Origin of the sequence: Pseudoalteromonas sp. TAE56 (assembly GCF_000497955.1) — a bacterium.
Classification (GTDB): Bacteria; Pseudomonadota; Gammaproteobacteria; order Enterobacterales; family Alteromonadaceae; genus Pseudoalteromonas.
Map to the genome: position 1 here is coordinate 26,291 of NZ_AUTN01000069.1, position 19,789 is coordinate 46,079.

General features: G+C 38.4%; 18 protein-coding genes, 1 other RNA gene and 1 pseudogene. 10 read left to right on the forward strand and 10 right to left on the reverse strand.

The window, feature by feature from the left end; translation table 11 throughout:
• Positions 1–31 precede the first annotated feature (31 nt).
• Positions 32–574 (reverse strand): GNAT family N-acetyltransferase, encoded by a 543-nt coding sequence (locus L656_RS0105305; protein WP_024598415.1) that lies wholly within the window; start codon positions 572–574, stop codon positions 32–34.
• A gap of 51 nt (positions 575–625) precedes the next feature.
• Here L656_RS0105305 and L656_RS0105310 point away from each other — a divergent pair, with 51 nt between their 5' ends.
• On the forward strand, positions 626–991 hold the full coding sequence (locus tag L656_RS0105310; RefSeq protein ID WP_024598416.1) for a hypothetical protein: 366 nt from the start codon (positions 626–628) through the stop codon (positions 989–991).
• Between the two features lie 104 nt (positions 992–1,095).
• Here L656_RS0105310 and fabB read toward each other — a convergent pair whose 3' ends face one another.
• The gene (gene fabB / locus L656_RS0105315; protein ID WP_004335606.1) at positions 1,096–2,307 is read right to left on the reverse strand and encodes a beta-ketoacyl-ACP synthase I; all 1,212 of its coding nucleotides are present in this window, start codon (positions 2,305–2,307) and stop codon (positions 1,096–1,098) included.
• 178 nt (positions 2,308–2,485) lie between these two features.
• On the opposite strand from fabB, the pseudogene mnmC reads away from it, so the two are divergent.
• The 3 genes and pseudogenes from mnmC to L656_RS0105330 all read left to right on the forward strand — a co-directional run bounded on the left by mnmC (position 2,486) and on the right by L656_RS0105330 (position 5,713).
• A pseudogene (gene mnmC / locus L656_RS01000000121955) lies at positions 2,486–4,503 on the forward strand (bifunctional tRNA (5-methylaminomethyl-2-thiouridine)(34)-methyltransferase MnmD/FAD-dependent 5-carboxymethylaminomethyl-2-thiouridine(34) oxidoreductase MnmC).
• Positions 4,504–4,570: 67 nt separating this feature from the next.
• Positions 4,571–4,894: a hypothetical protein gene (locus tag L656_RS0105325; protein WP_024598417.1), complete on the forward strand. Its 324-nt coding sequence runs from the start codon at positions 4,571–4,573 to the stop codon at positions 4,892–4,894.
• 183 nt (positions 4,895–5,077) lie between these two features.
• Positions 5,078–5,713, forward strand: a complete 636-nt coding sequence (locus L656_RS0105330; RefSeq protein WP_024598418.1) for an NAD(P)-binding oxidoreductase — start codon at positions 5,078–5,080, stop codon at positions 5,711–5,713.
• A gap of 34 nt (positions 5,714–5,747) precedes the next feature.
• Here the strand turns inward: L656_RS0105330 and L656_RS0105335 are convergent, their stop codons facing one another.
• Positions 5,748–6,506, reverse strand: a complete 759-nt coding sequence (locus tag L656_RS0105335) for a sulfite exporter TauE/SafE family protein (RefSeq protein ID WP_024598419.1) — start codon at positions 6,504–6,506, stop codon at positions 5,748–5,750.
• A 186-nt stretch (positions 6,507–6,692) separates the two neighbouring features.
• On the opposite strand from L656_RS0105335, the gene L656_RS0105340 reads away from it, so the two are divergent.
• The 3 genes from L656_RS0105340 (at position 6,693) to L656_RS0105350 (ending at position 9,297) form a co-directional block, all read left to right on the forward strand.
• On the forward strand, positions 6,693–7,697 hold the full coding sequence (locus L656_RS0105340) for a YHYH protein (protein ID WP_024598420.1): 1,005 nt from the start codon (positions 6,693–6,695) through the stop codon (positions 7,695–7,697).
• Positions 7,698–7,732: 35 nt separating this feature from the next.
• On the forward strand, positions 7,733–8,029 hold the full coding sequence (locus L656_RS0105345) for a hypothetical protein (protein WP_024598421.1): 297 nt from the start codon (positions 7,733–7,735) through the stop codon (positions 8,027–8,029).
• Positions 8,030–8,190: 161 nt separating this feature from the next.
• Positions 8,191–9,297 (forward strand): hypothetical protein, encoded by a 1,107-nt coding sequence (locus tag L656_RS0105350; RefSeq protein WP_241763419.1) that lies wholly within the window; start codon positions 8,191–8,193, stop codon positions 9,295–9,297.
• Between the two features lie 104 nt (positions 9,298–9,401).
• Here L656_RS0105350 and ssrA read toward each other — a convergent pair.
• Positions 9,402–9,758, reverse strand: a transfer-messenger RNA (tmRNA) gene (gene ssrA / locus L656_RS1000000122735).
• 263 nt (positions 9,759–10,021) lie between these two features.
• On the opposite strand from ssrA, the gene L656_RS0105355 reads away from it, so the two are divergent.
• Positions 10,022–11,602: a DUF342 domain-containing protein gene (locus L656_RS0105355; RefSeq protein ID WP_024598423.1), complete on the forward strand. Its 1,581-nt coding sequence runs from the start codon at positions 10,022–10,024 to the stop codon at positions 11,600–11,602.
• On the opposite strand, the gene rnt is transcribed toward L656_RS0105355, so the two are convergent.
• The gene (gene rnt / locus L656_RS0105360; protein WP_024598424.1) at positions 11,586–12,290 is read right to left on the reverse strand and encodes a ribonuclease T; all 705 of its coding nucleotides are present in this window, start codon (positions 12,288–12,290) and stop codon (positions 11,586–11,588) included. The two genes, L656_RS0105355 and rnt, sit on opposite strands and share 17 nt — an antisense overlap.
• A gap of 202 nt (positions 12,291–12,492) precedes the next feature.
• Between rnt and L656_RS0105365 the strand changes: the two genes are divergently transcribed.
• Positions 12,493–13,371: a flagellar protein MotY gene (locus tag L656_RS0105365; RefSeq protein WP_007581990.1), complete on the forward strand. Its 879-nt coding sequence runs from the start codon at positions 12,493–12,495 to the stop codon at positions 13,369–13,371.
• Between the two features lie 68 nt (positions 13,372–13,439).
• On the opposite strand, the gene L656_RS0105370 is transcribed toward L656_RS0105365, so the two are convergent.
• The gene (locus L656_RS0105370) at positions 13,440–14,333 is read right to left on the reverse strand and encodes a DMT family transporter (protein ID WP_024598425.1); all 894 of its coding nucleotides are present in this window, start codon (positions 14,331–14,333) and stop codon (positions 13,440–13,442) included.
• A gap of 229 nt (positions 14,334–14,562) precedes the next feature.
• On the opposite strand from L656_RS0105370, the gene L656_RS0105375 reads away from it, so the two are divergent.
• Entirely contained in the window at positions 14,563–15,765 is a 1,203-nt protein-coding gene (locus L656_RS0105375) for an aromatic amino acid transport family protein (protein WP_024598426.1), read from the forward strand.
• A gap of 72 nt (positions 15,766–15,837) precedes the next feature.
• Here the strand turns inward: L656_RS0105375 and L656_RS0105380 are convergent, their stop codons facing one another.
• The 4 genes from L656_RS0105380 to L656_RS0105395 form a co-directional block, all read right to left on the reverse strand.
• A complete protein-coding gene (locus tag L656_RS0105380) occupies positions 15,838–17,028 on the reverse strand; it encodes an amino acid aminotransferase (RefSeq protein ID WP_024598427.1) in 1,191 nt (396 codons plus the stop codon).
• An 80-nt stretch (positions 17,029–17,108) separates the two neighbouring features.
• Positions 17,109–17,768, reverse strand: a complete 660-nt coding sequence (locus tag L656_RS0105385; RefSeq protein ID WP_024598428.1) for a GAF domain-containing protein — start codon at positions 17,766–17,768, stop codon at positions 17,109–17,111.
• Between the two features lie 56 nt (positions 17,769–17,824).
• On the reverse strand, positions 17,825–19,474 hold the full coding sequence (locus tag L656_RS0105390) for a SpoIIE family protein phosphatase (RefSeq protein ID WP_024598429.1): 1,650 nt from the start codon (positions 19,472–19,474) through the stop codon (positions 17,825–17,827).
• Positions 19,474–19,779: an STAS domain-containing protein gene (locus L656_RS0105395; protein ID WP_024598430.1), complete on the reverse strand. Its 306-nt coding sequence runs from the start codon at positions 19,777–19,779 to the stop codon at positions 19,474–19,476. Before L656_RS0105395 ends, L656_RS0105390 begins: the two co-directional genes overlap by 1 nt.
• Between the last annotated feature and the right edge of the window lie 10 nt (positions 19,780–19,789).

Below are 19,789 nucleotides of genomic sequence, written 5' to 3' on the forward strand. Positions count from 1 at the left end.
CAATCTTTATGCTGTTGATATTTAATCATCTTCAAACGTTTTTTGAATAAAGTACCGCGGGTAAGTCGCCTTGCTCATCTGAATGTGTATAATTTTTTATAAATTGCAGGCCTAACTTTTTCATTATTGTTATAGACGCTGTATTATCTTTTAGTGCCGTTGCGCTTATCGCTTTAACGTCATCTTGCTTAATAAGTTCATCACATAATACTAAAGCCGCCTCGGTTGCATAACCATGCCCCCAACTCGCTTTTTTAAAGCGCCAACCTATTTCAATATCGCTGTAATTTGGTGCATCACTAAAGAAATCCATAGGTCTTATTAATACCCAGCCAATAAATGTATTGCTTTGCTTTATAGCGATACTCCACAGCCCCCAGCCTTTTAGCTCATTTCGATATGCGAGCATACGAGGCACTCCCTCATTTTTTATTTGATCTAAAGAGGTAGGCACACCTCGCGTTAAATACTGCATTACGGCGGGGTCTTGGTCGAGTTCAAATAATTGAGGCCAATCGTGCTCACTCATTAATTTAAAATTTAACCGTTTTGTTACGGGGGCGTTCATTTTCATTGTTGTATAGTCTGCCTCGAATTAATTATCAGTCTCTAAAGGAGATAGCACATGAATAAATTAGCAGGTTTAGCTTTATTAGGCACTTTAATTACATTAACTGGTTGTGAAGATGCCAACGAAGTAAAAGAAGATGCAAAAGATAAAAGCGCACAAATGCAAGAAAAGCTTGGTGATGCATGGAACGACGTTAAAGAGACAACTAACGATCTTAAAAATGATGAGTCTTTAAACGAGCTATTAGAGCAAAGTAAAGCAATGGGCTTAGACATGTACGACGACGGCAAAGAGATTGCGGTTGATGCATGGATTAAAAGCAAAGAAACTGCTGGCGAGTTAACTGAAAAAACTAAGCAGAAAGCGCAAGAAATTGCTGACGAAATTGAGCAAGCGCGTAAAGAACATAACGAAGGTTAATTTAACTTTCGATAATAAAAAAGGAAAGCCTCGGCTTTCCTTTTTTGTTTTAAGCTATTTAGCCCTAAATATGTGTTTACATATTTAGGGCTTATAAGCTCAAATTAACCTTTGTACTTACTCATAACTAAAGTCGCGTTTGTGCCACCAAAGCCAAAGCTATTAGACATTACAGTATTTAACTCAACGTCACGACGTTCAGTAATAATATCTAAACCTGTCGCTTGCTCATCTAGCTCATCAATATTAATTGAAGGCGCTACAAAGCTGTGCTCTAGCATTAATAATGAGAAGATAGCTTCGTGAACACCTGCAGCACCGAGGGCATGACCCGTCATTGCTTTAGTTGCGCTGATCATTGGTGACTTACCACCAAACACTTCTTGAATCGCACCTAGCTCTTTAACATCGCCTACAGGCGTTGATGTGCCGTGCGTATTTAAGTAATCAATACTGTCTACATCTTGCATAGCTTGGCGCATACAACGTGCTGCACCTTCGCCAGATGGAGCAACCATGTCGTAGCCATCTGATGTTGCACCGTAGCCAACAATTTCAGCGTAAATATGCGCGCCACGTGCAAGTGCATGTTCAAGTTCTTCAACTACAACAATACCGCCGCCGCCAGATATAACAAAACCATCGCGATTTGCATCGTATGTACGAGATGCTTTTTCTGGTGTTTCATTATACTTAGTAGAAAGTGCGCCCATAGCGTCAAATTCCATTGCCAATGTCCAGTGCAGTTCTTCACCGCCACCAGCAAAAACAACATCTTGCTTACCTAATTGAATTTGTTCTACTGCATTACCAATACAATGTGCAGATGTTGCACATGCAGAGCTAATTGAATAGTTAACACCTTTAATTTTAAAAGGTGTTGCTAAACAAGCAGATGTAGTGCTCGCCATAGTGCGTGGCACCATATAAGGCCCTACACGTTTTACGCCTTTTTCACGTAAAATATCAGCAGCTTCTACCTGCCATTTCGACGAACCACCACCAGAACCAACAATAATACCCGTGCGCTCATTTGATACTTGGTCGTCAGACAAACCTGAGTCTTCAATTGCTTGAGTCATCGAAATATAAGAATATGCAGCAGCATCGCCCATAAAGCGCATTGCTTTGCGGTCAACATGTGCTTTAACGTCAATATCAATTTTACCCGATACGTTACTACGTAACTTATAATCGGCAAATTCTTGGTTAAAAGCGATACCGCTTTTGCCCGTTTTTAACGATTCTAATACTTCTTCTTTGTTGTTACCAATGCTTGATACAACACCGATACCTGTAATTACAGCTCTTCTCATGGGTAATTCCCTTAGCTTAATACTTAATTGCATTTTATTTTACGCGAATTTAATCACCTAAGTGGTCAGCTTTCTAGCGTACACTTGTACTCTGAACTGCTAGCTTATAAATAACGCCAGACTATTACAAAGAAAACCCGTAAAATAATTAAAAATATATCTATAAATTTAATAAATTATGATTAAAAACGCACATAGTCACATCAATAATTTAGATACACCTTTGACTAATGACTCCGGTGATATTTATTTTTCTAATGACGATGACTTAGCTCAATCGCATTATGTGTACTATGAGCAAAATAATATAGATGCACGATTACAAAATCATGACCAATCACATTTTGTTATTGCCGAAACCGATTTTGGCACCGGTTTAAACTTTTTAAATACGTGGCAACGCTTTAAAGACCACCTTGAGCGGATGCAAGTTCAAAATGAATGTGAAAAAAGCGTAAAACGCCTACACTATATTTCGTTTGAAAAGTATCCCTTAACATTAACTGACTTAAAACAAGCATTAACCGCTTGGCCTGCCTTAAATTATTTTAGTGAGCAACTAACAGTAAACTACCCAATTAATTTAGAAGGATGCCACCGGCTCGAATTTAATAATGGCAGTGTTGTTCTCGATTTATACTTTGGTGATGCGCTTGAATCAATAAAAGCAATGAGCTATCCACAAACAGGTATCGTTGATGTTTGGTATTTAAATGGGCTTGAGCCAAGTAAAAATCCTGATATGTGGCAGCGAAGCTTATTTAACTCCATGGCTGATATATCAAGAGCTAATGCAACCTTATCGACTTTTACTGCCGCTGACTTTGTTCAACGAGGATTAATAGAGGCTGGCTTTAGCACTAAAAAAGCCAAATATTTTAATCAAAGAGAAGATATCCTTATTGGCCAACTTAAACATGTTAATAACGCTCAATCACCCCCCGCTTATTTTAATCAAGATAGCAGCACTTTAAAAAACGTAGCGGTCATTGGCGGNGGTGGTATTGCCAGTAGCTGTATTTTATACAGCTTGGCTAAACGAGGCATAGCCAGCCACTTATTCTGCCAAGATGAAAAGCCTGCAATGGGGGCATCGCACAATGTGCAAGGCGCTATTTACCCTCACCTACAGGCTAAAAACTCGCCGCACAGTGAATTGTTTGCACATAGCTTTTTATACGCCAAACGCCTATATAAGAACTTACTTAGCAGTGGTTTTAGTTTTGATTATGATTGGTGCGGCGTATTACAACACGCAGTGAAAAAACCTCTAGCTGATAAGCACGAAAACTTAGCACAAAAGCAACTGTGGCCAACGCAGCTAATGCGAAACGTAACCGCAGAGCAAGGCGATGAAATAGCCGGCGTAACGACAGGTTATTCAGGTGTGTATTTTGAACAAGGCGGCTGGGTTAACCCGCCGCAATTAGTAAACGCTATGCTAAGCGCTGCAAATAGCATAAACCCATTCAAAAGCGTATTTAACTGCGATATAAAGCAGCTTAAAAAAACTGATAGCGGTTGGTTTTTATTAACGAATGATGAGCAGCTAGGCCCGTTTAGCGATGTAATTATTTGTGCAGGTGAGCACAGCGATGCATTTGAGCAAACAAAAGCGCTACCTATAGTAGGCGTGCGCGGTCAGGTTTCACATATTGAGGCAAGTGAGCAATCACGCAAACTTAAAACAGTGCTATGCCATAAAGGGTATTTTACCCCGGCTTATTTAGATCATCACTGTATGGGTGCCACATTTGAAAAAAACACTAAAAGCCGCCAAGTTACAGCGCTCGACAACCAATTAAACCAAGAGCAACTACTTAGCTTTTATAAGCAAAGTGAATTTGCCTCCACCCTTGGCAATATAAACTCGGCAAAAGCGGCTGTTCGCTGCACATTTATAGATCACCTGNCCTGCCAATGGCAGGGCAATGGTGCGAGCAAAGTGATTACATAATGGCCTTTGCTAATCTACGTTTAGGTAAACGCTATCAATATGAGAAACTTAATAAACCACAACAAGGCCTACATATTTTTACCGGTTTTGGTGCACGCGCATTGTGTAGCGCACCGCTAAGTGCAGACCATCTCGTAAGTTGTTTAAATAATGAACCCCGCCCATTAAGCGAACGTGTAAGCCAAGCTATTCACCCTGCCCGGTTTATAGTGCGAGATTTAATTCGTAATAAAATTTAAATGACAAAGGTGCTTATTGAGGTAAAATAAGTACCAATAAAAGGAATTTATTACTCAAAGGACTCTAATGAAAACTTTAGCATTTTTAATAATATTGCTATGCACTCTATCGTTCAATGCACTTAGCCAAAACGTCACTGAAATCCCACTTCCTGAAGAATTTGTTACAACGATGGACGTAGCAAGCGAATACCCAATGGTACGTACTGGTTATTTAACCGATTCAATTTCTGATATCACTCGCTTTTATCAGCAAAAATTAGGTGAACCTTTAAAAATAAATGGCAATAGTACATATCGCACTTTGTTTTATAATTACCAAGAACATAAAGTTCGTATTAGTCTATACCGCCGTAGTTATGTGACCGAAGTGAGTATAATGGTTGAATAAAAAGGTCTAAAAAAACACTCCCAGAGCAGCTAATTTTAATACTCAGTTAAGCATCGCACTTTAATTAAAGTATTTTTTGAAATTAGCTCATTTAAACTCTTTTTTACCCTTTAAAAATAATCCCCTACCCCAAGGTCTGTTTGTAAGCACATTACTTTTACTATTTATTGGAAGGAGTTAATTATGAGTAAGACCCTAATTATTGGCGCAAGCGGACAAATAGGTAAAATGACAGCTGAGCTACTTTTAGAAAATGAGCAAAATGTTGTGGCATTAGTGCGCGACAAAAATAAGTTAAGCGATTTAAACAGCTCTTTTTTAACTATTGTTGAGCAAGATCTTGAAGGCGATTTTGGTGATGCAATGAAAGGCTGTGACCAAGTGATTTTTGCTGCTGGTTCTGGTGGAAGTACAGGCGATGATAAAACTGTACTCATTGATTTATGGGCTGCAACAAAAGCAGCTACATTCGCTAAAGAGCACGGTGTTAACCACTTTATTATGGTCAGTTCAATTGGTGCAGACGATCCAGATTCGATTCAAGGTGATTTAAAACCTTACTTAGTTGCTAAGCACATGGCTGATGAGCACCTAATAAATATTGGTTTAAATTATACCATTGTTCGCCCAGGTACTTTGACTGACGATAGCGCTTCAATGCAAGTAACGACGCAGCAACCAAGCGATCGTTCAGAAGCTAAAATTAGCCGCGAAAACGTAGCTAATGCATTATTACATATTGCGACCAACTCATTTATTAGTAACCGCATTTTTAAGTTGTTCGACGGCGACAAGCCAATCAAAGCAGCTGTAAAATAAACGTTATTATTTAACGACGATTACTCCACTTTTACTAGTGGAGTAATACTTTTACACCCTGCCAACCAAGTTGCAGGGTTAATAACGTTAAAACGACTCTAAAAATACGCTTAAATTTATCCCCAGACATACTTTTAAGTAATTTAATTCCGAGCCAAGTTCCTACAGCGCCACTTATTACCATAGCGATTACAAGCGGTATCCATTGCCAAAAACTAAAACCAACAGCGCCATAAATTATCGCTTTTAATAAATGCTGCAAACTCATAATGCTCGAAAACGTTGCCGTAAATTTTAACTTTTCGTAATTATTTATATATAAACAGCTACCAACTAATGGGCCACTTGCCCCGACAAACATAGAAATAAAAGTAGTTATTCCACCGGCGACCATACGCCACACCTTAGAGGTTAATTTTATAGGTGGCGTGTTACCCCACAGTAAGTAAATAACAAAAATAGCGACCACTAACTTCATGGCATCAAGCGATATATCATCAATTACAAAACTTGATAACCCCGCCCCTACTAAGCCGCCTAACGCAAAATATACAAACATGCTTTTATCAATATGCTTAAAGCTGAGTAAAAACCTATTTGCATTAGAGCCAAGCTGTACTAAACCGTGCACAGGCACAACAACTGCCATTGGCATAAACGACGCCATAACAACAAGCAGCATTAACCCGCCACCAGCACCAAATGCAGCAGATACAAAAGAAGTAAAGCCAGCGGTGATTATTAACAATAAAAACAAAAATAAAGACATGCTGTCGGGAAATAAAAAATCCATAAAACTCCATTGCCTATTTAAATACTTTTAAGTCGCAGTATTTAAATAATAAAAAAGGTACTACACACATTTATAGCCACTTTATCAGCCTCTATCTCAGGCTATGTACTATGTTGCGTTGTTTTTGCACTTTGTTTGCACATTTAACAAATATTATACATTCAACTTCATTACCGGATATTTTTGATGAAAAGATTTAACACACCAATTTTAACACCACTTGCAGTGTGTATACTCACACTGAGTTTAGCCGCCTGTAACGGTAGCGATGCTGAAAGTACAGTTGTAACTGAAACAACCACCGATGAGGGAACTACAACAGATACTTCAACCGATTTTGTTGTAGAAGTCGACCCTTTTAACTTTGAAAGCGATGCGCTCATTTCATCAATTACCACTCAAACATGTACGCTAAGTAACGGCGATGAAGCGTCATGCTATAAAATTGATATAGCAGGTGCGCCTTCAAATTACGAGATTGGTGTATTTTGCCCTCGAAATATCACGTCAACAGCTGACGAAGCTGGTATTTGGTTTGATGGCACCGGTGAGGTTTACGATATAACCGGCGACTTTATTTTAAATCTACCAACATTATATAACGATAGTCATTGGCAGCTATACGACGAAGGTACAGGGCTTGTAAATGTAACCGACACACAAGAATCGTGTGATGGCGCTGCACGCCCAAACGTAGAAGAACAATACCAAAACCACTGCGTAGAATGCTCTATTGATTATGTGGATGGCGGTATATCAGAGTCATTTTTAATTCCAATAACGCCTGTTGCAACCACTCAAAATAGCAGTATTGGTAACGCCAATGTGGGTGTTGCTCTCAATGGTGTTGTACTTGCTGCACCCGCCCCTGTTGATGCTATTTTAGGCGCATACACTATTGCCGCTTTTGATGATTGCGCTGGGCATATTAACTTAGTAGCAGGTTATCACTACCACGGTGAAGCAGGTTGTAGCCAAACACAAATTCAATCAGACGGTCATGCCGCCATGATGGGTTATGCACTCGATGGATTTGGTATATTTGGCATGCTAAACGAAAATGGATTAGAACCCACTGATTTAGACGAATGTAGAGGCCACACCGACGATACACGCGGTTACCACTACCACGCAGCCGATGTATCTGAAAACATGTTTATTGGTTGCTTTAAAGGTGCTACCGCAAGATAAGTCGCATTCTGGCTAAATAATTAACTGAGATACTAATGAAAATATTTAACGTAATAAAAGCACTAACCACTGGCTTTTTATTTGCTACCTCATGTTCAGCGCTAAGTCATGCAGGCCACGGTTCAAATGCGCCTTGGGAAGCATGTGAAGCAAAAGCCATTAACGAAGATTGCAGCTACACAAGCCATGATAAAAAAGCGACAGGCACATGCCAAGCAATGAACAAAGTACTTATGTGCGTTCGAAATAAGCCACTTGAAACATTAATAGACAAAGCAACCCAACCAGCAAGTGCTCAAAAGCAATCAGTTAAATCACTCGCTAAACTATAAAGTAAAATAACAGCTACACGCCAAAGCCTTAACGCTGTTTGTTAAGGCTTTTTTAATTACAAATTATTAGAAAGCATCACCTTTATCTGTTAAATTAACTTTGTGTATCAAATAATAAAAATAAAATTCCAAAAATGGAATTACACAAGCAAGGTACCAACGTGAGCGCCACATTTAAAATTGTTTTTAATGGTCAGTTATATCAAAATACTGACCTTACCTCTGCCCAAGAACAACTCAGCCAACTTCTTAATATTCCTCATAATATTGTTGTTCAGTTATTTGATGGAAAAGCTTACGCTTTAAAAAAAGACTTATCGAGTATTGATGCTGTTAAAACAGAATCCTCACTTAAAAAGCTAGGTTTGATTACTAAAGTAGAACCTCAACTAATTACTGTAATCTCTCAATCTCAAAATAATCAAATAGCACTCACTGAGCACAGTAAAAATACAGATAAACACATTAGTGAATGTACTGAAGGCAAAAGTATCTCAGTACAAAGTGAACGCCTAGATACGGGCAAAGCCCCAAATACAGCTGCCGCTATTAAGCAAAGTTATAATAAATATAAACTACTGCGTAACACTTTAAAAAGCGCATTGTACTTTTGCTATAGCGCACTTTGTATTATTACCTTAATAGGCGTAGTGATCAGTGTTAATGCACTGAAAAACAACTTTGGCATTCTAAATAACGGAACTACAAATAACACAACTACAAACAACTTAAGTTACCAAAATTATAAACAATATTTGATTGATCAAAAGAGCCTAAATCAACCAGCACAAAAAGTAACAAACGAGCGAACAGCTAACCCTACACAGCAAAAAAGTAATGAGTACTTTAGACGCTTTTCATCGCTAATAAATAGCTACGCGCAAAGTACCGGACAAGCTGATATAAAAACGATGGGGGGTGACAAATTACAACAGCATCTACAAGAGATAGACGACCTAGGCCCTAAAAATGAATTTTGGCAGCAACTGATACAACTTTCAAAAAGCTTAGATAACGATAAGCACGCAATAGGGATGCTCAATAATACTGACCCCGCCAAAGTACAATGGATAAACGCGGTAGATTGGATCAGCCAAAGCTATATTAGGCAACATCAAAACTCGCAAACTATAAACAGCTCTCCGGTCAGTACCGATGAGCCAAGCAACCCAATACTTAATCTAACGTTGTTAATAAGTATGCTGTCATTATTTAGCCTACTTGTAATTGCAATAAAAATGAAGCTACGTGCAATTAGAATTTCTTAAACTTTATTTTCACTTTATAAATTTCATAAAAAAACCCGCAAATTTGGATTAACAAATTTGCGGGTTTCTTATGGTTTTCGAATAACGAGTTCAAAAACCTTTATTGGTGGAGCTGGGGGGATTTGAACCCCCGTCCGAAAAGCCTCGACCGTCGGTACTACATGTTTAGTATTGTCATTTAATTAACCTTTAAGTCCCGGACAAACACGGTAAATAAAGGCGAGGCCGCTTAGTTTTAGCGCTTCAACCCCGGCCAGGGTTTCCGTCGCGATCAGGTGTTAGGGTGACACTCCAAAATCCAGTCCACAAGAATACATGGAAGGAGCGCTAGCCAGCCTAAGCTGCTAGAGAGTAGTTATCGTCGTTTGCGATTACTTTAGGTTGCGGCTGTTTAACGAGGCAAACCGCACCTCGACATGCACCTTGGGCTTCTTGAATTCCGTCGAATCCTAATCAGCCCCTGAATTAGTAACTCAATTCAGAGCGTACAAACAGTATAACTGAGTAAAGTACTGATACTCAAGGCCTAGTAACGCTTTATTTTAGTTGTATGTGTCAATCGCGCGTTAAGTAAGCAAAATTTAGTTTATGCAAGCCTATATAAACATTTACTTAACAATGTGTTTAACCTGTGTTCAAATGAGGAGTTAAGGTTTTTGCTATTTCTAAACCTTTAGTTGTAAAAAATAAAAATAATAACAGGCATAGAGTAGGGAATTAATAAATGTCGGTTTTTTCATTTGATAAAAGTACAGGGTTTGTCTCTTTAGAAAGTCACCCTATTGATAGTGGTTTTCCTGTTACGAGTACTCAGTTAACGCAAATGCTCGAACAATCTGAGTTTAGTGAGTACGAAGCTGTAATTGCCAATATTGGAAAGCTTTTTGCGCCAACTAAAAATTATCAGGAAGTATCGCTTGTCGTTGCTAAAGCTGTAGATGCTTCAATTGTCATTAATATTGATGAAAAAAACATGGTCGCAGAAGCAACATTAACTACCGCTAAAGGTGGCGCACTTTTGTCTATGGAAGGCGCGCAAAAAGCACTTGCTGATGCAGGTGTTAAAAAAGGAATAAGTCCTCGTGCGCTTGATACCTTTTTAGGCCAGCAGTTTGAGCAACCGGCAGGAAGCTCTTACAGTGCCATAATTGCACATGGGCGCAATCCTAAAGAGGGCCGCGATGCTAAATTTGTGCGTTTATGCTCAACAGCTCAAGACCGAGTACTTAGCCCACAAGCTAAAGAAGGCGGTAAGGTTGATATGAAAAACCTTGGCGCTATTATCACCGTAAAACCTGGCACTCCCTTAATGCAGCGTATTGCAGCTACCCCTGGAGAAGAAGGCTATACGGTATTTGGCGATTCAATTAGTGCAAAACCTGGTAAAGATCACCAACTCCAGCCTTTCGAAGGTACAAAAGTAGACCCTAATAATCCTAATATGCTTATTGCCGACTGCAAAGGTGTGCCCGTTGCCCTACCCCGTGGTATGCGTGTAGATGACGTTTTATGCTTTGATAACGTAGATGTAAGTACAGGCCATGTTGATTTTGATGGTAGCGTAATTATTACTGGTGATATTAAAGACGGCATGCGTGTAAAAGCCAACGGTGATATTACGGTACTTGGTTTTGTAGAATCAGGAACTGTTGAAAGTAAAAGTGCGGTAACCATTATGCTTGGCGCAATTGGCCGAAAACGTGAAGGCGAGGAAGCATTTACATGCTCTATAACATCTCAGCGAACTATTTCGATTGGTTATGCCCAGTACTGCAATATTAAATCCGAACAAGATTTATTTATTGAACGCCAAGCTCTGCATTGTGATTTAAGTGCTAGGCGATTAATACGTGTAGGCAAAGCAAATGACCCGCGAGGTAAAATTATTGGCGGNCCAGCCGGTACTAAAACACGCGTATTTTTAGCGCAACTCTGGTTTGAGCTTCGCCAAAAGCAAACACAAATCACCGATTTTGAAAAAATACTTGCGACTAAAGTAACAGCTTTACAACAGGCTCGTGAAAAAGCGAGTAAAATTGCGAGTGCTGCTCAGCGCCAGCAATTCATGAATAAAATAACTGAAAATGAAAAGCATATAAAAATACGCTCTGCGCATATTCATCGTCAAAAACTACTTATTAAGCAAAAAATAGTGCAATTACTTGCCAGTAGTCGTTTAAAAGTAAATGAATTAATGCACCCTGGTGTGGAACTTAAAATAGCGAAAGATTCTAAACAATTTTCGCGTATTTACCCGCCCCACCTAGTTAAGCTAACTGAGGGTAAAATTACTCAGACGTTTTAGTTTCTTCGTCATTTTTTGTTTCAGTGTCAACTTCGGCATCAGCGTCGCCATCATCTAGCGGCGCTAATGGCCAACCACCTAATTGCTGCCAGCGGTTTACTATTAAACAATAAAGCTCAGCTGTACGTTCTGTGTCGTAAAGCGCTGAGTGCGCTTGGCTGTTATCAAACTCGATACCAGCCGCTCTACATGCTTTTGCTAATACAGTTTGCCCTAACGCTAAACCCGCTAAAGATGTTGTATCAAAGCTTACAAACGGGTGAAATGGCGTACGCTTAATGTTATTACGCTCTATTGCTGCATTTAAAAAGCCATGATCGAATGCGGCATTATGCGCCACAATAACTGAGCGTTGGCACCCAGCAGCCTTTTGCGCTTTGCGTACTACTTTACATATTTCTTTAATTACTTCATCTTCAGGTACTGCGCCACGTAATGGTGAAAACGGGTCTATACCGTTAAAGTCGATGGCTGCTTGCTCTATATTAGCGCCTTCGAATGGCTGAACATGAAAATGAACAGTATGATCTATGCTGAGCAGTCCTTCGTCATCCATTTTTAAAACAGAGGCTGCTATTTCTAACAAGGCATCTGTTTCTTTGTTAAAACCTGCAGTTTCAACATCAATAACAACAGGAAAAAATCCACGAAAGCGTTTTGCGAAAGGTGTTTGCTCAGTATTTGCCATAGTCTTCTTTGTTTATACGTGTAAGCTGACTATTATGTCAAAATTGATGCCCCCTAGGCTAGGGGATTTAAGTATTTATTGCTTTAAAATTGTAGGCACATAACTTGCTTTAACTTATAAGTTAGTAACGTAGAGAACAAACTAATCATTGCAGTCGTAAATTTGCCAAATTATTGGCATTCCCGGATAGCTGGAGAGCACCATGAAGTATAAGTTGTTATTTATTAGCCTTAGTATAAGTGCAGTGCTTTACAGTACTCACTCGCAAGCTGCTATGCGCCAATACACAGCAACCCAAGACAACTCCAACTGGGAAGTAGTTAAAACAACGCGCTTACAATGCCAATTAAATCATGAGGTTCCTTATTACGGTGAAGCTATATTTAAAGCTTCTGCAAGTAAAAATAAAAACTTAACATTTAATTTAGATATGGTTGTACGCCCAGATAACTACGCAATTGCAGGTTTAAAAGCAGTGCCACCTACATGGCGTGCAGGATTGCCCGCTCGCGATATTGCAAATATGAAATTACTTAAAAAGTTTGATGGCGAGCTAGGCAATAAAACCGCATGGGAAATGCTTACCGAGCTTGAAAAAGGCTACTACCCTACTTTTTATTATCAAGACTGGCAAAACAGTGCCGATAAAATTGCCGTTGGTATATCGAGCGTAAATTTTAAACAAGCTTACTGGGCTTTTTTACAATGCCGTGATGAGCTACTCCCTTACAGCTTTGAAGATATTTCGTTTACTGTAATGAACTATCAATCTAACAGCAGTAAATTAACTAAATCCTCGCAACAACGTCTTGATAAGATTGCTGAGTATTTAAAAAATGATGCAAGCATAGAGTCCATTAGTATTGACTCATACACCGATAGTTATGGCGGACGCTGGAATAACTTAGATTTATCGCGCAAGCGCGCCAAAACTATAAAAGATTATATGGTGAGCTTGGGTGTTGATGAAGCCAAAGTACAAACAACCGGTTTGGGCGAAAAACGCTTTGTTGATAATAACGATAACATTTTAAGCCGAGACAAAAACCGTCGTTTAATTATTCAAATAGAAAAAATGTAGTAAAGCTAATTTGCGCTTACTTTCTTTCGCTTTAAAACTTATCACTAAATTGAAAAAATGTAGTAAAGCTAATTTGTGTTTACTTTCTTTCGCCTTAAAAACTTATCACCAAATTGGAAAAAACCTAGACTAATTAAAATAATAACCGCACCAATTATTAGTTCTTGGCTTAATGACTCATTATTTAGCCAAGCTCCCAAGCCTAACGCAAAGCTAGGAGTTATAAGTGTAGTAAGTGATACCGTGCTTGCATTTAGGTTTTGCAGCACATGAAAATACGCCAAAGCCCCTACTAAAGATCCAAATATTCCTAAATAACCAATAGCCCACAATGATTTTGCACTCCAGTTTTGTATATGCAACTCACCATCTAATAACCACCAAGCAATAAAAAAGAGTGGGGTTACAAAAACCAATGCGCCAAATGTTGTTGCCATAGGATGAATCGCAATTTTCACGCGCTTGATCATCACACCACTTAAACTAAAAAAGCAGACAGCCATAAACACATAAAGTAACCCGAGCCCTTGAGTTTGCGAGTTTTGTACTTGGTTATAACTAACGAAATATAAGCCAATTAAGGCGCACGCTAACGCAACTAATTTAATCGGGCTAAATTTAGGTTCATTTAATAATTGCTGAGCAAGCAACCCTGACAAAATAGGAGCAAGGCCAAACATAAGCGAAATAATACCCGAAGGGACTGTTTTAGCTGCCATATAGCTCAACAACATACCGCCAAAAATACCTATACTCGAATAAAAATAAAGTAAGCATGCATTTTTGCTCCAAGGCACTCTAATATTTGTAATAGCAACAATTAACCCGCCTAAAAATAGCCCCACCAGCATCCGCATTAACACTGCAAGTGTTGGCGATACGGTGTCACTACTCCACACTATACCCAGTGGTGTAGTAGACCATATAAGAACCATTAAAAAATACGATACTTTAACTGGCACGTGCCATCCCTACGCTTTATATGAATGAATAAAACAAAAAACAAAAAACAAAAAACAAATTATACGCTCACTGCCGTGCTTTAGTACTTTTTAAACACTAAAGTCCTTAATAAATACAGTTGTAAATTGTAAGTTACATTTTAATAACGTTCTTTTATTACAAAACTATTTGAGATTTGAGCAACTAGTTATATCGTGCATGTATATTAATAATAATTAAGGTAATTAAGTGCTTAAAAATAAAACAACTGGAAGCATGTTAATTGTTGCAGGCACCACTATTGGTGCAGGTATGTTGGCATTGCCAATTGCATCTGCCGGGCTTGGGTTTAGTACTGCACTTGCATTAATAATTGCTAGCTGGTTACTAATGACCTACACCGCACTACTCATGTTAGAGCTACACCAATATGCACCACGCGATGCTACATTAAATACATTGGCTAAATTATGGCTTGGAAAACGCGGACAATATATTGCGAATTTTTCGATGGTTTTTTTATTTTATGCTTTATGCGCTGCTTATATTGCAGGTGGTGGTGCACAACTTCAAGCGCGTATAAATATAGGCTTTGATGTAAATATAGCCCCACAGTTTGGCTCTGTGATCCTCGCTGTTATTATTGCAAGTGTAGTAACGCTAGGCACTAGCAAGGTAGATAAACTAAATAGAGTATTATTTACAATAAAAATTGTTGTATTAGCTAGCTTGTTTTACATGCTTACCCCTTATGTGCAAGGTAAGCACTTATTAGAGATGCCCGTAGAGCAAGGATTAATCCTTTCGGCTATACCAGTTATATTTACTTCGTTTGGCTTTCATGGATCTATTCCTTCAATTGTTAAATATGTTGGTGTTGAAATAAAAGTACTGCGCAAAGTAATGATTGCTGGAGCCGCCCTACCTTTAGTTATTTATATTTTTTGGCAACTACTTAGCCAAGGTATTATGAGTCAAGCTGATTTACTCAACAGCCAAGGGCTTAATGGGTTTGTATCTAGCGTGGCAAGCATTGCGCATAACCCAAGTGTGGCAACGGCCGTTAAGTTATTTGCTGATTTAGCACTGGCGACATCATTTTTAGGGGTGAGTTTAGGGTTATTTGATTTTTTTGCTGATGCATTTAAAAAAGGTGACAATAAAACGGATCGAATAAAAACGGCCTTAATTACGTTTATTCCGCCACTTGGCTTTGCATTGTTTTATCCTCAAGGCTTTATTATGGCTTTAGGTTACGCTGCAATAGCACTTGTCGTGCTGGCTATATTTTTGCCTGTAGCAATGGTTTATAAACAGCGTACAACATCAAATAAAACAGGCTATAAAGTAAAAAGTGGGAATGTTGGGCTTGGTATAGCAGCTATATGTGGCATAACTATTATTGCTGCACAGTTTATGCAAATGGTGGGGCTTATTCCTGCTATTGGTTAAAGTTTTTTGTTTTAATTTAGATAATAAAAAACCGCACATCATCAGGTGTGCGGTTTTTTATATTAACTGCATTTATTTACAAACGTCAGCTACAGCATTTGAAAAGTATTCAATATTTGAATGACTAACACCTGCAACATTTACGCGGCTAGAGCCAACAATGTAAATGCCGTATTCTTTTTGTAGGCGAGCAATTTGCTCTTTATTAATACCTAAGAAAGAAAACATACCGTTTTGGCGCTCGATAAACGAGAAATCTTGAGCAATATCTTTAGTTGCTAAGCTTTCTTTAATTAAGCTACGTAAGCCATTTATGCGGCTACGCATTTCATCAAGCTCAGAGTGCCATAATTGTGTAAGCTCAGTACTGCTTAAAATAGTATTAACAATGTCAGCACCATGCGCTGGCGGCATTGAGTAAATACTACGTACAACGCTTAGCATTACAGAGTTTGAAATATCTGCTGTTGCGCTGTCTTTTGCAATTAGTGAACATGCACCAATACGCTCGCGGTATAAGCCAAAGTTTTTAGAACATGAAGAACAAATAATTAGCTCTTCTACTGCATCGGCTAAAATACGTAAGCCACGTGCATCTTCTTCAAGTGAAGCACCAAAGCCTTGGTATGCAATATCAACAAGTGGTGTAAAGCCAACTTCTTTTGCAAGTTCGGCAACCGTATTCCACTGTGTTTCATTTAAATCCATACCGCTTGGATTATGACAACATGCATGCACTAAAACCACATCACCTTTAGGCACTTGTTTAAGTGTGTTGATCATTTCATCAAACAGTAAATCTTTATTTTCGTAATCGTAATATGGGTATTCTTTTACTGTTAAGCCTGCAGCTTCAAACAAGCTAATGTGGTTAGCCCATGTTGGGTTAGTTACCCAAACAGTCGCGTCTTTATTGCAACGCTTAATAAATTCAGCTGCAACACGAAGTGCACCCGTACCACCAGGAGCTTGTGCAGTACGTACGCGGTTAGCTAGTAATGCTTGGTGTTCACCTAATAGTAACTGCTCCATTTTTTGGCAGTAATCTAAATTACCCGCTAAACCAATGTAAGATTTGCTCATTTCGTTTTCAAGACGAAACGCTTCAGCTTTTTTTACCGCTTTAAGAACCGGTGTATTGCCTTGCTCATCTTTGTAGACACCTACACCTAAATCAATTTTATTAGGGTTTGTATCTTGTTTATAGGCCGCCATAAGGCCAAGAATAGGATCTGTTGGTAATGGTTTTAATACTGAGAACATTGGCTATCTCTTATCGTTATTTAGGGGTTAGCTGTTAAGCTAAGCTTAACATAAAAGCACATCATATTGACTAGCGTTATTTACACTAGAAAGTGAGGAATTTTAATACAACATGCAATTAAAACGGCAAGCGTCTTTTCATCAAAAAAATCATTTTTAAAGGCTTCTGCATCTACAATACCAACGCATTCATTTTGTGCATTAAATAAAGGTAGGCAGGTTTCTGATTTAACTTTAGGATCGCATGTGTAGTATTCACCACCTTGTGATAAATACGCTTCAACGTTATTAATAATGCGGCCCTTGTGAGATAGCGCAACCTGTACGTTGTTACTGCCAGCCGCAAATGCTTGCGTTAACGGAAACAACGGACGACTAGGCGCACCATGATAAGCCAGCTTTAATAGTTGCTTACCTTCAGGGGTATTAGTTGATTGATAAATACCATACCAATCAACGCCTGTTTGCTGCTCAATGTAGCTTACAATACTTTGTAAATTAGCTAGCTTGAACTGTGTTTGCTCATCATTTTTAAGATAGTCAGTTAATTTGAATGGCTCATCTTGTAAGTAGCCAAATAGACTACATGCACCGCCCTCGCCAAGCTCAGGTATTTGATACTCCCAACACACATCAGGCAAAGCAGTGTTTGCTAAATGTAGATCAAGCTTTTCAAGCTCTGTTGAAATCAAAGCTGGATTAGCACTAAGTTGTGCTTGTTTTAAGTAAGAAGAAATCATTTGGCCATCCATACATCTAAAGTTTCGAGAATAATAGCATGGATATTTTTACAGAGCTAGCTCAACTTGTAGCACATTTCAACTTGGTTACCACTGGCGTTATAAGTGACTTTTTCGGCTATTTCTTCTAATAAAGACACCCCTCTGCCAAATTCGTTATTAGCCTTTGCCAACTCATCGTGCTTACTACTAAACCCTCGGCCTGAATCACAAATAATAAAATATAAACTGAGCGTGTCGGGGCAATAGCGCATATCAATAATAATCATGGCATCTGTAAGTTTAGCAAGGGCTGCCTCTCTCAACTCGTAATATCGAAAAAAGCCGTCTTCTTGTTTTTTAATTTCTGAATTAAGTCCTAATACACCATGATCAAGCGCGTTGTTATACGCCTCAGACAACAGTAAAAATATATTAGAGCGATGAGTATTTAACCCCTCAACACTGCTTAAAATATTAACGACGTCGTACACTGGATCAGTTTTTTTTATTTGCTCTGAGTTTAAGCTCAAAGATAAATTAAAGGCTAAAGTAGAAAAGGCTTCCCGCTCTTGTTCCTCAGGAATTAAAGGCAGACAGTTTAGTAAAACAATGCTTAAATCATCTTGCTGTTTAGTGCCATCGGCAAACTTAGTAACGTTAGCAACTATGTCTTCACTACTAATCATCGATTTACTTTTTAAGGTTTGTAAAAACCGCTCTTCTCCAAAAAATATATCCTCTTTGTTTGCTGTTTCTATAATACCGTCGGTTGCTAATACTAGCCGTGTATTACTATTTGTTTCAAAATGAATAACTTCATATTCAAACTCTTGTTCATCTAAAATCCCCAGCGCCATATGCTGCGATTCTAATGTTTGTTTTACATTACCGTATTTATCTATTAGGTACGCATCTGGCAGGCCGCCCATCCATGCAGAAACACTTTTACCTGATGCACTAAGCTCTATAATGGTTGCAGCACAAAACATATGCCCAGGTAGAAGGTTGTACAGTAGCGTATTTAGCTCGCTGGCAATATCATTAACCGCCATACCTTTTTGTACCATAGTATAAAACACACGAGAAGTTGGTAATGCGCCAATAGCTGCTGCAAGGCCGTGACCCGTAAAATCACCCAACATGCAATACAAATTACCTATTGGACTTTGCGCTACTAAAAACATATCGCCGTTAAACATAGAGGCAGGTGATAAATTAAAATCTAAATACTCTTTAAACTTACCTTGGTTTTCTAATGAGTTATTAAAAATATGTTCAATTATTTCGTGTTCACGTTCGATTTGATTATGATGATATTCAAGCAATTTTTTTTGCTGGTTAGCTTTTTTACTCAGCTCTCTGGTGCGAATATGTGCTTTAATTTTTGCATGCAGAATAACTTTTTCAAATGGTTTATGAATAAAGTCATCACCGCCTACCTCGAGGCAGTGCTCAAAACTTGCTTGATCTTCTAAGGAGGTTATAAAAATAATTGGTAAGTAAACTTCACTATATTGCTGCTTTATTTTTTCAGCTGCTTCAAAACCATCCATTACAGGCATTAAAACATCAAGTAAAACAACGTCTATTGGCTCTCTTTTAAGTACATTAAGCGCATCTAGTCCGTTATAAGCCACTGATATTTTATAACCTTCTTGCTCAAGCATTTTACTGAGTAAAATGCGGTTGAGCGCCTGATCATCTACAATTAACACATGTATCATTAGCTAATATCAAACTTTTTATCAAAACGTGAAATTTGTAGAATTTTTCTAAGCTGTGGTTGGCAATTGCTTATTTCGATAGTTTTTACTTGGCTATCAATGGTTTTTTTCATGTTAAGTAACATGCCAAGTGCTGAGCTATCCATGTAGTCAGTCTCTCTTAAATCAATAATAACCTTTACAATTTTTTCACTCATTTGAGCATAAGCTTGGCGAAAAGATTGCACTAAATTAAAGTCAAATTTACCTTTGATTTGTATTGTTAATGTAGTGCCATCGACTGATTCATTCTTAGTTAAACTCATATTAAACTCC